Raw genomic sequence first — 14,100 nt, forward strand, 5'->3', positions numbered from 1 at the left:
GCGCATCAGACCAGTTGCGATCAGGCTGCCACGGTCGCCTTAGATAGGTCTGCTCCGATGGGGAGGGAGATGGCAACGGTCGTGCCGATCGCAGGCGTTGAGTCGATCACCATGCGGCCGCCGCTCAATTCGGCAATGGCGCGGGAGATCGAAATCCCGAGGCCAGGGCCGACGCCTTCCTTGGTGAAAGTCGCATCGCCAAGGGCGAATGGCTGACGGAGGCTGCTCAGGCGTTCTTCGTTCATACCGATGCCGGTATCGGTCACTTCGATCACGACGCCATCTTCAGCCGCGAACGTGGCTAGGGTCAGCTCCCCGCCTGGCGGCGTAAAGCGAATGGCATTTTCGACGATATTGGCAACCATGCGGACGAGGGCCAGGCGATCGCCATTGAGCACGGCACCACAATTGGCGCTGACAGCAAGTTCGAGGCCGGCGCGTTTGATTTGCGCCTGGAAACGGCGGCTGACGGAATCGATGACCTCATCAACCGGCACTGTGTCGGACCGGAGCACCTTCTGGCCGTTGTCGAGTTCGGCGAGGTCGAGAATGGCAGAGAATGAGTTGAGCAGATGCTCGCCGGAATTACGGATCGACTGCACATAGTCGGCATAGCGCGGATCGCCGAGCTTGCCATAGGTTTCCCGGCCCATCAGTTCGGCAAAGCCGATGATGTGGTTAAGCGGCGTGCGGATGTCGTGGCTGAGATGGGCAAGGAAATTGGTCTTGGCGCGGCTCGCAGCCTCGGCCTTGATCTTTTCCTCATGATAGCGCCGCGCCAGCTGGCGTTGCTCTTCGCGGATCGTCGTGAGCAGAACGTCGGCGTGGCGCCGTTTGGTTTCGTCGGACACGAGCGTCATGAACCCGCCATTGTCCAGGGGACGCTCTTCGATCATCAAGCAAGAGCCATCGACCTGATGCAGTTCCAGAAGGCGATTGCCGCGATCTTCGCGGAGTAGCTTGAGGTAGCCCCCCGTCAACAGGCGCCCCAAGGCTTCCGAGTAGGTAATGTCATTGTCGCGGAGTTTGAGGCGGGCGCGATAATCCTCATTGCAGACGATCATGCGGCCTTCTTGGGTCCAGCAGGCAGCGCCCATGGGGATGGCGGAAGTCAGGACTTCGAGCGTTTCGAGCTGTAGATCAACTTCGGTATCGTCGTCGCGGCGGCGACGCAGTGTAAACGCGGTCATAAGACCGGCAAGGGCGAGGGCTGCAGCGCCACGGCCTGCAATACCGGCTAACGCACCGGACTGTTCGCCTTCAATGCTGATAAGCCCATGCTCGCCAGCGGGGACCAATTCGGAAAAGAGCGGGCGTTGCTCGGGTACGCCACCTTGGATGAAGCTTGCGCTGACAATCCCGGGATAATCACCCAGACTGCCCGCCAAAGTTGCTTCTGCGGTTTCCGGCGCAACGGTGGCGACGCGCGCTGCAACAGCGGTGCCCATCAGAGCCAGCTCGCGCTTCACCTCCGCCAATGTCGAATACACGTCATAGGCAACGAAGAGCGTTGCGGCGATAAAAGCTGTTCCGGCGACTGACATCGTGACCGATGGTGTCTTGTTGTGCCGGCTGCGGGATGCAGTCTTGCCGTGGTGGCGGACACGCCAGAAATTTCGTCCATTGCCCGCGCCGATTTTGTCAGCACTGGCGCCGGAGGTCTCCGACGACTGCATAAAATTCTCCAGAACTAGAAGAGGTTAGTCTCGAAGCGATTTGCCCGTTAACGATTAATGAATCATCCCGAGGGGTGTTGTCCAGAGTCCTCACAGGGGCTGTTTTGGGCTTGTCAAAAAACGCGAGTCTCTTGAGTCACTTAGGCTCAAAGAAAAATAGTTTAAGAAAAAGGGTCCCGGAGAACGTCTCCGGAACCCGCCTGTGGAATACTCGTCTGAGGTGCCCAGAAGCCGTGGCTTAGCGCCAAACAGCGGGCTGTGATTTGGGGTCAGCCGGCGAGGATTCGATCCAAAATTTCGCCGGTATTTCGGCTGAGCGCGTGCTGGCTCTTGAGTGCTTCGAGCGCTGCCCGCCCGATCTCGCGGCGATTGGCTTCAAGGAGTGGCAATGTCCGGAAGCCTGTGAGGATGCGAGCCGCGACCTGCGGATTGACCTTATCGATTTCCGCCGCCGCTTCGGTCACGAAACGGAAGCCAAGCCCATCGGCGCGTGCGAACTGTTCGAGATTGCTCATGACAAAGCTGCCGAGCAGGGAGCGCAGGCGATTGGGGTTAGTCTTGGGGAAGTCCGGTGCCGAAAGGATAGAGCGAAGGCGCTCGATCACCCCGTCGTCCGGCGCCTGCGAGGACGCCACCAGCCACTTGTCGAACACCAGTGGATCGCCGCCGAAACGCATTCGGAAATCCCCAAGTAGAGCAGGCGCGGCCTTGGTCCAGTTATGCGCCGATATTGCGAGCGCAGCGTAGCGGTCCGTCATATTGGTCGCCGCGTAATACTGGGCCTCGGCCAGATCCGCGCCGAGGTCCGATCCTGCCGTCAGCAGCGCAAGCAGCCGATTGCGCAGCGACCGGCGTCCGGCTTGCTCCGCATCGGGACTATAGGGTCCGGAAACAGCGAGTTCGCGATAGACCGCTTCAAGCTGTGCCGCAATTGGGCCAATGATGGTTTTGACGAGGCTTGCCCGCGCCGCGCTAACCGCGCTTGGATCCACATTGCGCCCGATATGCCGCGCAATCACGGTTTCGTCCGGAATGCCGATCGCCTGGGCCTTGAAGGCCGGATCAAGCGATGGATCGTTGAGCGTATCCATCATCGCCTGCCGGAGGGCATCTATGTCACCGGTCGTCGGCTTCGCGCCAGTGGCGCTCTTGGCGAGCAATTGCGTTGCAACCGTCTGCATCGCATCCCAACGATTGAATGGATCGCTATCATGCCGCGCGAGGAAAAGCAAATCGCCATGACCGAGCCCCGTCTCGAGCTTGATGGGGGCTGAAAAACCGCGGAACAGCGACGGCACGGGCCGATTGGCAACACCGGTAAACGTCAGGGTGACGGTTTCCTGGTCGAGGACGATGAGGTCGCCCTCTACGCGACCGCCACTGACTTCGGACCAAGTCACAGGGTGTCCATTTGGTCCGATAAGCCCAAACTTCACGGGAATGACGAAGGGCGCCTTTTCCGGTTGGCCTGGAGTGGGCGCCGTCCGCTGGCTTAGGCTCAGCGTGTAGGTCTGGCTCGCGGCGTCGTACGTGTCGCGCGCGTTGACGATTGGCGTTCCCGCCTGGGTGTACCACCGGGCAAACTGATTGAGCTCCATCCCATTGGCGTCCTCGAACACCTTGATGAAAGCTTCGATCGTTGTCGCCTCGCCATCATGGCGCTCGAAGTAAAGGTCCATTCCCTTGCGGAAACCAGCCTCGCCGAGGAGCGTTGCCAGCATGCGGACGACTTCCGCGCCCTTCTGGTAGACAGTTGTCGTGTAAAAATTGTTGATTTCGCGATAATGGTCAGGCCGCGGCGGATGCGCCAACGGACCGCCATCCTCGGGAAACTGTGTCACGCGCAGGTTTTCGACATCGTGGATGCGTTGCACCGGGCGGCTACGCTCGTCCGAGGAGAATTCCTGATCGCGATAGACCGTCAGCCCTTCCTTGAGGCAGAGCTGGAACCAGTCGCGGCAGGTGATGCGATTGCCGGTCCAATTATGGAAATATTCGTGCGCGATGACGCGCTCGATATTGGAATAATTGGCGTCGCTCGCGATCTCGGGCAGGGCGAAAACCAGCTTGTCGTTGAAGATATTGAGGCCCTTGTTCTCCATCGCGCCGAAGTTGAAATCGGATACGGCGACGATGTTGAAAACGTCGAGATCATATTCCCGGCCGAACCGCTTTTCATCCCAGGCCATAGAGCGCTTGAGGCTGTCCATGGCATAGACGCATTCGGCTTCCTTGCCATGGGCGCAATAAATTGCGAGATCGACCTTGCGGCCGCTCATGGTCGTAAAAGTGTCGGTAATCGAGCCCAGATCGCCGGCAACGAGCGCGAAGAGATAAGCGGGCTTGGGGAACGGATCTTCCCAGAGCGCGAAATGCATGCCGTCGGAAGCTTCGCCCTTGTCGACGAGGTTGCCGTTCGAGAGCAGCACCGGCGCAATGTCTTTGGGCGCAGTGATCCGCACCTTGAATGTGGCGAGGACGTCGGGCCGGTCGAGATAATAGGTGATGCGCCGGAACCCCTCGGGTTCGCATTGGGTGCACCAGGTCCCGCCCGAGCGATAGAGCCCCATCAGCTTCGTATTGGCGTCGGGCTGCAGGTTCACTTCCGTTTCGAGCACGAAGCGGCGGAACGGTGGTTCCACAACGGTGAGACCTGTCTCGTTTGAGGCATAGGCCGAGAGCATCAGCGGCAGGCCATCAATGGCAATGGAATCGAGCGTCAGTCCATCGCCATCAAGCACCAGCGGCGTCCCCGGCGCCGTTTCAGGTCGCGGCTCCACCGTCATCTGCGTGCGCACCCGAGTCCCAGCCGCAGTGATCTTGAAGTCCATGTCCACGGCGACGATCGCGTAGGGCGTCGGGGCATAGTCCTTGAGAAAAATGGTGTGCTCGGTCTCGGTGCGCATTAGGCGATCCAATACAACGTTATTTCTGGCAGTCTAATGTGGCCATCGGGTAACAGCCGACTCTCTCCATTTGTGTATTCTACGCCGCTCTTGGCTGCATAGCCCAATTCTTCGTGCCCATAGGGCGGTGCGAGGAGGAGGAACGGGCAATGCACCACGCAGCTCCTCTGCGCCACTTGGGGGCGTACCGAGCGCGGTCCTTGAAGTTTTCCTGGGTGGTTCGACCATTGCCAGCTCTGCTGACGGCCATTGTCATTGCCGTCGCATAGCGTTTGGCCACGGTGTCCTTCCGGACGGTAGGTATGGTGACGTTATGTTGAAATGGTTCGAAACGCGGCTCGACGCTTACCCTGCAGGTGAGCCGACGGAGCCGCCAAAGGGGCTGCTCGCCTTCTGCTTGCACTATAGCCTTGGCGCCAAGAAGTGGCTGGCCCTGATGGCCTTTGCCGCCGCAGCCGTTGCTATCGGCGAAATCCTCGTCTTCGGTTTCATTGGCGATGTGGTCAATTGGCTCGCCGACGCCGATCCCAACACGTTCCTTGAGACGGACGGTTGGAAGCTGGCGCTCATGGGCGCGATGGTTGTGTTCATCGTGCCGGGCTTTGCGCTTCTTTCGACGCTGACCATGAACCAGACACTCCTGGGCAACTTCCCCCAGCGCATCCGCTGGATGGCCCATCGCTATCTGATCCGTCAGTCGATGAGCTATTTCCAGGATGAGTTTGCCGGCCGTATCGGCGCCAAGCTGATGCAGACCTCGCTCGCCGTGCGCGAAGTGGTCATGAAACTTCTCGACATGCTGGTCTATGTCGTCGTCTACTTCACGGGCGCCGTCATTCTGGCCGCCGCCGCTGATTGGCGGCTCGCAGTGCCGTTTCTCGCCTGGCTCGCTGCCTATGTCGCTCTGATGGTTTATTTCATCCCGCGCATGGGCAAGATTTCCCAGGCGCAGGCCGATGCGCGCTCGATGATGACCGGCCGCATCGTCGACAGCTACACCAATATCGCGACGGTAAAACTCTTCAGCCATTCCAACCGCGAAGAGACCTATGCCCGCGAGGCGATGGACGAGTTCCTCGACACCGTCTACCGCCAGATGCGGCTCTTCACCTGGCTCAATATGCTGGTGCTCTGGTCCAATGCGCTGCTGCTTTTTGCCGTCGGCGCCACGGGTATTTGGCTCTGGATGCAGGGCATCATGAGCCCGGGCGCGCTTGCAGTTGCACTCGGCCTCGTCATGCGCTTCCAGGGCATGAGCCAGTGGGTGATGTGGGAAATGTCGTCGCTGTTCGAAAACATCGGCACGGTCAAGGACGGCATCAACTCGATCTCATTGCCGCGCGTCGTCTCGGACAAGCCTGCGGCCAAGGCCATCGGCCGCGTTGCCGGCGACATCAAGTTCGACAACGTGTCGTTCCACTATGGCAAGGAATCCGGCGTCATCGAGGGCCTTAACCTCAATATCAAGCCGGGCGAAAAGATCGGTCTCGTCGGCCGTTCAGGCGCCGGCAAGTCCACCATCGTCAACCTGCTGCTGCGGTTCTACGACCGTCAGGGTGGCCGCATTCTTATGGACGATAAGGACATTGCCGAGGTCCAGCAGGATAGCCTCCGCGCCAATGTCGGCGTCGTCACGCAGGATACGTCTTTGCTCCATCGCTCGGTGCGCGAAAACATCACCTACGGCCGTCCGGATGCGACCGAAGAGGAGATGATCGAAGCGGCCAAGCTTGCCGAGGCCCATGATTTCATCCTCAACCTCACCGACTACAAGGGTCGCACCGGTTACGACGCCCATGTCGGCGAGCGCGGTGTGAAACTCTCCGGCGGCCAACGCCAGCGGATCGCTATTGCCCGCGTACTCCTGAAAAACGCGCCAATTCTCGTGCTCGACGAAGCGACCTCCGCCCTCGATTCGGAGGTCGAGGCTGCCATCCAGAGCCAGTTCGAGCTGCTGATGCGCGGGAAGACGGTTATTGCCATTGCCCACCGCCTTTCCACCATCGCCATGATGGATCGTCTCGTGGTGCTCGACAAAGGCCAGATCGTCGAGCAGGGTACCCATGCCGAGCTCGTCGATTCAGGCGGCATCTATAGCCAGCTCTGGGCCCGCCAATCAGGCGGATTCCTCGAGATGGATCAGGTGGAGGACGCGGCGCAATAAGCGCCGCTCCGTTTCCGACATAGAGTTATCAACCCGCCGCCCCGAGGGGCAGCACCAAACAAGGAGATCCCAAATGGGAGATATCATCATGACGCGACATATGGGCAACCCGAGTGCATTTGCCCTGAGCCAACCCAAACCCACCGATCGGCACCGAACCTGACCAGGAAGCAAGTATCGCTAGGAAAAGTGGAAACCAGCTTTCCTTCCCAGCAATACGACTAAGGAAGCTCCCGTCAGGCGCGGCTCAATAAAATGAGCAGAAAATGTTCAACCGCGTCATCGAATTCTTCGACAATCTTTATTCGCCCGTCGCTCTGGCCAAGAACCGCCAGCCGCCCATGGGCCTCCGACCTTTCGTCAGCTACTTCATCGGCCAGTTCAAGCGCGCCTTTGCTATCCGCATAGGCCTTGTCGCCATCGGCTCGGTCGCCGATGCGCTCATGCCCGTTTTCGTCGGCATGATCGTGGGCATGCTGGCCACCACTAATCCAGGCGAAATCTTCGACCAGCACGGCCAGACTCTTTTGTGGATGGTGTTCGTGGTGGTGCTCGTCCGGCCGCTGACCTTCCTCCTCGATACGCTGGTGCGCAACCATGCCATCGTGCCCAATCTCGTCGACATTATCCGCTGGCAAAGCCATTGGCATGTCATCCGTCAGAGCTGGACCTATTTCCAGAATGACTTTGCCGGCCGCATCGCCAATAAGGTCATCCAAGTTGGTGAAGCCATCGAGATCGGCGTCAACCTGACCATCGACGCCGCCTGGTATGCTCTGGTGTTCGTTGTCGTCGCCATCATCGTCCTGGCACAGCTCGATCTGTTGCTGCTGGTACCCATCGGCATCTGGCTGCTGCTTTATGCGGTGCTCTTCACCATCACCATGCCGCTCATTGCTCGTTACTCCGAAGAGCTTTCGGAAAGCAAATCGGTGATGACCGGTCGCATCGTCGACAGCTACACCAATATCCAGACCATCAAGACCTTCGCTACCGGCGAGCATGAGGACCGCTATGTCTCCGACAGCGTCCTCGACCACGCCAAGAGTTTTCGCAAACTCATGCGGGTCTTCACCTATATGTGGTCGACGCTCTTCTTGCTCAATGCTGGTCTCGTGGTCTCGGTCACCTGGCTGTCACTGACCGGCTGGAACAATGGGACGCTGACAGCCGCTGCGGTGGCGACTGCCATTCCCTTTGCCCTTCAGATCATGAATATGAGCGGCTGGATCCTCGAGATCGGGTCGAACATTTTCCGTCAGATCGGCACGACGCGGGACTCGATGGACACCATCGCTCAGCCCCTCACCATGCTCGACGCGCCCGAAGCGGTGGCTCTGCCAGTCACGGCGGGTGGCCTCCACTACGACAATGTCAGCTTCAACTATTGGCGGGGCAAGGAAGGCAGCGTCATCGATGCCTTCAACCTGACGATCAAACCAGGCGAAAAGATCGGCCTTGTCGGACGTTCGGGCTCAGGCAAGTCGACGCTGGTCAACCTTGCCCTGCGCATGTTCGATGTTCAGGACGGATCGATCCGCATCGACGGCCACGATGTCCGCTCGGTAACCCAGGAAAGCCTCCGCGCCGCCATTGGCCTTGTCAGCCAGGATACGTCGCTGCTGCATCGCTCGGTCCGCGAAAATCTCAAATACGGCCGCCATTCGGCGAGTGACGAAGAGATGATCCGGGCCGCCGAGCAGGCCAATGTGCATGAAGTCATCATGGGCCTGTCCGATCCACAGGGCCGTCGGGGCTATGACGCTCATGTCGGAGAGCGGGGCGTAAAGCTCTCGGGCGGCCAACGCCAGCGCGTCGCCATCGCCCGCGTTCTCCTCAAGAACGCGCCGATCCTCGTGTTGGATGAAGCGACTTCTGCCCTCGACTCCGAAGTCGAAGCGGCAATCCAGGAGCAGTTGACCATGCTGATGCAGGGTAAGACGGTGATCGCCATCGCCCACCGTCTCTCAACCATCGCCGCCATGGACCGTCTTGTCGTGCTCGAAAAGGGCCGGATTGTCGAGGAGGGAACGCACGCGCAACTCCTCGCCTCTGGAGGGCACTACGCCATGCTCTGGGAGCGTCAGTCCGGTGGGTTCTTGGACTTGGAAGCTGCGCAATAGCAAAAAGCTCCGGCAGCGATGCCGGGGCTTTTTCTTAGCGGATGATCGGAAAGAGATTCCGTATCCTGGGCTCGCGCAACCATAGCGCTACCCAAACCAAAATACCGAAATAGACGCTGAACAGCGTGTGACTGAAAAGCGGATTGTCGACCCGCAGATTGGCCGCCAGCGCCGCGCTCAAAAGCCCGGTCGTCAGTACTGCGCCCAATAGGGCCGTGCGCGGAATGATATAGAGCACAGCGCAAAGCACCTCGATGAGGCCAATAAGCAGCATGTATTTTGCTGGCCAGCCAACGACAGTCATCGGCTCCAGCGCCAATGGCGAATTCATCAGCTTTGGCGCTGCCGAAGCGCCGAGAAGAAACAGCGTGACCAGCACGCTCAATACCCAACCTGTCCTGATCATTTTGTCTTGTCCATCCCGCGCTCACTGTTGAGCCGCTGACCTTGCGACGATTTTCGGGCGGTAGTTTCGACACGCGATCGGGAAAATTCAGCTTGTCGTGCCGTATTGGCGCAAGCGGTCATTCCTTTTGCCGTCTCCTGGTCGCGCGGCGAGTTCAAGCGCTGCTTCCGGCGCCATGGGGCGGCCAAAGAGATAGCCTTGCATCACTGTTCCGCCGAGCCCGACCAGCGCTTCGAGCTGCTCCTCGGTCTCGATCCCTTCGAACACGCAGGACATCCCAAGATTGCGGCAGAGGTCGATCATCGTTTTGACGATGGCGCGGCTCGTGCTGTCGGTCGTGACTTCGGCAACAAAGCTGCGGTCGATCTTGATCCGATGGAGCGGCAAACGCTGCACATGGGTAAGGCTCGAGTGACCCGTGCCGAAATCGTCGAGCGCGATGCGCGACCCGAGATTGAGGAGGCGCGACACCGCTTCATTTGCTTGATGCAGATCGCGCATCACTGCCGTTTCGGTTATCTCGAAATCGATCCGCGTTGGCTGGTCCGCGGCTTTGACCAGTGCAATCACCTCATCGACGGCCGCATCAGAGCCGATATCGTGCGCCGAAAGATTGACCGACAGGCGAACGCCGCGCGGCAGGGTTTTGCTGACCTCGATCGCCTTGCGCAACACCACCTGTGTGATCCGCCCGATCTGCCCCATGCGCTCCGCCATGGGAATGAAATCGGCGGGAGACACTTCGCCAAGATGCGGGCTGCGCCAGCGCGCCAGTACTTCGTAGCCCGTCGTCTCGCCAATCGAGACATCGAATTGCGGCTGCAGCAAAATGTAGATTTCGCTGTCGAGGTCGGCAGCGTGGAGCATCTGCTCCATCCGGCGGATCTGCCGGAGGTCATGCGCATCGATGGCCGAAAAGATCATCCAGCGGCCGCGCATATCGCGCTTAGCCAGCCAACTCGCGTAATCAGCGTGATCGAACAGCGTCTCTGGCGTGTCATCGACGCTTGATGCGGCAAAACCGATCGAGGCGGTGACATGGGCCGTGCCCTGCACCAGGGTGATCGGCTGGTTGACGATATCGCCAAGCCGCTTGCCCAGCCGCTCCAGATTTTTGCTGCCGGTGTTTTCCGTGACGATCAGCGCGAAATTATCGCTATCGAGACGAGCAAAAAACGAATGCGGTGGCTTGTTCTGGTCGAGCCGCTGCGCGATTTCCCGCAGCACCTGGTCGCCCATGAATTGCCCGAACACCTCGTTGACGGCCTTGAACGCATCAAGATTGAGCCGCGCTAGCGCAATGGTCCGGCCCTCGCGCCCCGCTTCTTCGAGACAGGCGCCGAGCGTCTCGTGGAACGAGCGCCTATTGGGCACGCCGGTCAAGCTATCGAGCCAGGCGAGGCGGTGGTTTTCCTCAAGCAGCGCCTGTGTCTCGGCCTGCTTCTGTGCAATTGCCGTGCGCGAGGCAACGAGACCGGCAAAGTCCCGATAATTGCCGAAAAGGATCACCGTCAGCGTGGCCGTCACAAGCAACATGTTGACGGCGATGGCCAGCAGCGTCGGCTCACCCGCGGTGCCGAAAACCAGAAGAAATGGAACGATGACGATCGCGCTGATCGCCAGCGCCGCCTGACGCACGCGCAAAAGGCAGAACATGCAGCCGATCACAGTGATGCCCATGAAAAAGGCCACGTGGGACTGCTGATATTGATCGCCATAAGGAAAAAGGCTCAGCGACCACCAGGTGAAACCAACGGCCAGCATCGGCCCGAGGATGACCAGCATGCGCAGCCCGCGCCGTGCCTTCTCGACCGTCACCGGACGCTTCCCATCGCGCATCCAGATCACAATGCGAAGGGTGCAAAGGACGGTCAGGACGCCAGGGACGATCAGCGTCAATCCATGCGGCGCGACGGCATAATGTGTGGCGGCCAGGATGATCGAATTGGTCAGCAGCATGACATACATCAGCGGCACTTGCAGGCGCAGGGCATTCCATTGCGCTAGCGTCAGCTCTGCCGTCGCCTGCCCACCGAATACACTGCGGCAAAATTGCCGGAAAACTGCCATCGAACGCCCCTAACCAAGGAAGACTAAGCAGCAACTTCCTAATAGATCAGTAAATCCAGCGTCGCATTCTCTTCTCAAGCTGATCGCAACGATGCAAAAGATAAAAAAATGCGCGCTTGCGGGCATTCCAACCGTCACCTCTTCACGCTAAAAGCGCTTCCGAAATCGATTTCAGCAGCCACGCCATCCGCTGCTAGACGAGGCCGGACCTGCCCGGCAGGAGGACGACTTGACCATCCCAAGCTTCAATACTGCGCTGAACCTGCACGGAAAATACGCGCTAACCGCCACCTCGCGCGATATCGCCACGACCATCGAATTGCCTGGCGACGTTCATGGCGCTCTCCTCGCCGCCGATCTCATTCCCGACCCCTATTACGGCGAGAATGAAAAGGTCGTGATGTGGGTCAATGAGACCGCTTGGACCGTCGAGCGCCGCTTTGAAGCCTCGGCCGCTGATATCGATGGCTATCTCACCCTGACACTCTCGGAAGTTGATTGCATCGCAACCATCTTCCTCAACGGCGAAGAGATCGCGCGGACGGACAATAGCTTTGTGCGCCATGACATCGACGTCACCGGAAAGGTCAGCGCTGGCGAAAACACGCTTCGCATCGAATTCGATATCGCGCCCGATGTCGCCAAAGCACGCTCCGATGCGCACCCGTTCCCGATCCCCTTCACCTATAATTACCAGACCAATGGCCTGAAGGGTATCCACATGAACTTCATCCGCAAGGCAGCCTGCCATGCGGGGTGGGACTGGGGCATCTGCACCATGCCTATCGGCGTCTATGGCACCATGGCGCTCCGCAAATCGCGCCTTGCCCGCCAGGACAGCGTCGAGGTCAACCAGACCCACGGCGCCAATTCGGTCGAACTCTCGATCAAGACGCGCATCTTCGCCTTTGCCCATGGCGAAGTCGAACTCGAACACATGATCGATGACCAGACCATCACCGATAAGGTTTCCGTCCAGAAGGGCGAGAATGTCTTCACCCACAATGTGACCGTCCATAATCCAAAGATCTGGTGGCCGGCCGGGCAGGGCGAGCAGCCGCTTTATGAACTGACCACCAATCTTGAAGGCGAAATCACGACCCGCAAGATCGGCCTGCGCAAGCTAGAATGGATCATCGAGAAGGACGAGATCGACCACTCGTTCAAGTGTCGCATCAATGGCCGCGACATCACCATGATGGGCGCCAACTGGATCCCGGCCGATGCCATCCCCTCGCGCATCACGCCAACAGTCATCCGCGATCTCCTGGAGAGCGCCAAAGCTGCCAATATGAATATGCTCCGCATCTGGGGCGGTGGCCAGTACGAGCCGGACTACTTCTACGATCTCTGCGACGAGCTCGGCATTCTGCTTTGGCACGATTTCATGTTCTCGTGCATGAGTTATCCATCCAACCGAGAATTTCTCGCCTCGGTCGAAACCGAAATCACACAGCAGGTGCGCCGCCTCAGCCACCACGCCTCGATCGCCCTTTGGTGCGGTGATAACGAAGTTATCGGCTCGCTCAATTGGTACCCGGAAACCAAGGCCGACCCCGGCCGCTATCTCGCCAATTACGATCGCCTCAACTCGATGCTGCATCGCATCGTCGAGGATGAAGATCCCGCCCGCCGCTTTTGGCCGTCTTCGCCTTCGCTCGGCTACATGGATTTTTCCGACGGCTGGCACTCCGACACCCGCGGCGATCTCCACTATTGGGACGTCTGGCATTCGGCCAAAAGCTTTGACGCCTATCGCTCGGTTAATCCGCGCTTCGCCTCCGAATTCGGCTTCCAGTCCTTCACCTCGATGAATGTCATTGAGACCTTCTCGGAAGAAAAGGACCGCAATCCGTCCTCGCCGGTCATGGAAAACCACCAGCGCAACAATGGCGGCAATGCCCGTATTATCGAAACGATGACGCGCTACTTCCGCTTCCCGCGCGATTTCGACCAGATGGTGTTTCTCAGCCAGATCCAGCAGGGACTCGCCATCAAGACCGCCATCGAGTATTGGCGCTCCACCAAGCCCCGCTGCATGGGCACGCTTTACTGGCAGATCAACGACATCTGGCCGGTCGCAAGCTGGTCGAGCCTTGATTACGGCGGGCAGTGGAAGCTGATGCAATACATGGCCAAGCGCTTCTTCCGCCTGGTCAATGTCGTCGCCGTACCCAATGCTGAAAACACCGCAATCAGCCTCAAGGGTATCAACGACACCGGCAGCGCGACGTCTTTCACGCTTGACGTCCAAGCCGTCAAAGTCACTGGCGAGACCCGGACGGTCTTCTCGGGCAATGCCGCCGTCGGTCCCGACGCTGCCATCGTTCTCGCAACTATGTCGCTCTCCGATCTTGCGGACGACGAGTTCCTCTACTTCTCATGGAAGGACGCTGCCGGAACAACGATCGGCGAAAACGACTACTTCCCCAAGCCCTATAAGGCCTATGAACTGGTCCAGCCCACGATCGCGTCCTCCTGGTCCGATCGCGACGGCCAAGCGGTCCTGACGCTCGTTTCGGACAAGCCCGCCCTGTTCGCAACAGCGACGGTCGATGTTCCTGGCTACTTCTCGGACAATGCACTAACCCTGCTTCCCGGCCAACCGGTCGAGCTGGTGTTCCAACCGCGCCATGGCGCGAGCGTCACATCTGCTGACCTGCGTAATTCCCTCAAGGTCCGCAACCTGGCCGAAACCTTCTAAACTGCCATACAAGTTTTTGCCGCCCGGCGATTGACTGGGCGGCAGCTTTCT

At 59.3% G+C, this 14,100-nt stretch carries 7 protein-coding genes; 3 read left to right on the top strand and 4 right to left on the bottom strand.

Annotated features, from left to right (window positions below; genetic code table 11):
• Positions 1-20: 20 nt before the first annotated feature.
• Together ASG47_RS07005 and pepN are read right to left on the bottom strand one after the other, a co-directional pair.
• Entirely contained in the window at positions 21-1,676 is a 1,656-nt protein-coding gene (locus tag ASG47_RS07005; RefSeq protein WP_061907998.1) for a sensor histidine kinase, read from the bottom strand.
• Positions 1,677-1,945: 269 nt separating this feature from the next.
• A complete protein-coding gene (gene pepN / locus ASG47_RS07010) occupies positions 1,946-4,582 on the bottom strand; it encodes an aminopeptidase N (RefSeq protein WP_061907999.1) in 2,637 nt (878 codons plus the stop codon).
• Positions 4,583-4,895: 313 nt separating this feature from the next.
• Between pepN and ASG47_RS07015 the strand changes: the two genes are divergently transcribed.
• Both ASG47_RS07015 and ASG47_RS07020 read left to right on the top strand, forming a co-directional pair.
• A complete protein-coding gene (locus ASG47_RS07015; RefSeq protein ID WP_061908000.1) occupies positions 4,896-6,746 on the top strand; it encodes an ABC transporter ATP-binding protein in 1,851 nt (616 codons plus the stop codon).
• 266 nt (positions 6,747-7,012) lie between these two features.
• Complete coding sequence (locus tag ASG47_RS07020; protein ID WP_082511617.1) at positions 7,013-8,869, top strand: ABC transporter ATP-binding protein; 1,857 nt, start codon at positions 7,013-7,015, stop codon at positions 8,867-8,869.
• Between the two features lie 34 nt (positions 8,870-8,903).
• Here the strand turns inward: ASG47_RS07020 and ASG47_RS07025 are convergent, their stop codons facing one another.
• Both ASG47_RS07025 and ASG47_RS07030 read right to left on the bottom strand, forming a co-directional pair.
• Positions 8,904-9,275, bottom strand: a complete 372-nt coding sequence (locus tag ASG47_RS07025) for a DoxX family protein (RefSeq protein WP_061908001.1) — start codon at positions 9,273-9,275, stop codon at positions 8,904-8,906.
• A gap of 87 nt (positions 9,276-9,362) precedes the next feature.
• Positions 9,363-11,345, bottom strand: a complete 1,983-nt coding sequence (locus tag ASG47_RS07030) for a putative bifunctional diguanylate cyclase/phosphodiesterase (RefSeq protein ID WP_082511618.1) — start codon at positions 11,343-11,345, stop codon at positions 9,363-9,365.
• A 229-nt stretch (positions 11,346-11,574) separates the two neighbouring features.
• On the opposite strand from ASG47_RS07030, the gene ASG47_RS07035 reads away from it, so the two are divergent.
• A complete protein-coding gene (locus ASG47_RS07035; RefSeq protein ID WP_061908003.1) occupies positions 11,575-14,049 on the top strand; it encodes a beta-mannosidase in 2,475 nt (824 codons plus the stop codon).
• Positions 14,050-14,100 lie beyond the last annotated feature (51 nt).

Source organism: Devosia sp. Leaf420 (assembly GCF_001425445.1).
Classification (GTDB): Bacteria; Pseudomonadota; Alphaproteobacteria; order Rhizobiales; family Devosiaceae; genus Devosia.

Excerpts from the sequence above, each read along its gene's own strand:
- ASG47_RS07025 (WP_061908001.1), bottom strand. The coding sequence starts at position 9,275 with ATGATCAGGACAGGTTGGGTATTGAGCGTGCTGGTCACGCTGTTTCTT.
- ASG47_RS07030 (WP_082511618.1), bottom strand. The coding sequence starts at position 11,345 with ATGGCAGTTTTCCGGCAATTTTGCCGCAGTGTATTCGGTGGGCAGGCG.
- ASG47_RS07015 (WP_061908000.1), top strand. The coding sequence starts at position 4,896 with ATGTTGAAATGGTTCGAAACGCGGCTCGACGCTTACCCTGCAGGTGAG.
- ASG47_RS07005 (WP_061907998.1), bottom strand. The coding sequence starts at position 1,676 with ATGCAGTCGTCGGAGACCTCCGGCGCCAGTGCTGACAAAATCGGCGCG.
- ASG47_RS07020 (WP_082511617.1), top strand. The coding sequence starts at position 7,013 with ATGTTCAACCGCGTCATCGAATTCTTCGACAATCTTTATTCGCCCGTC.
- pepN (WP_061907999.1), bottom strand. The coding sequence starts at position 4,582 with ATGCGCACCGAGACCGAGCACACCATTTTTCTCAAGGACTATGCCCCG.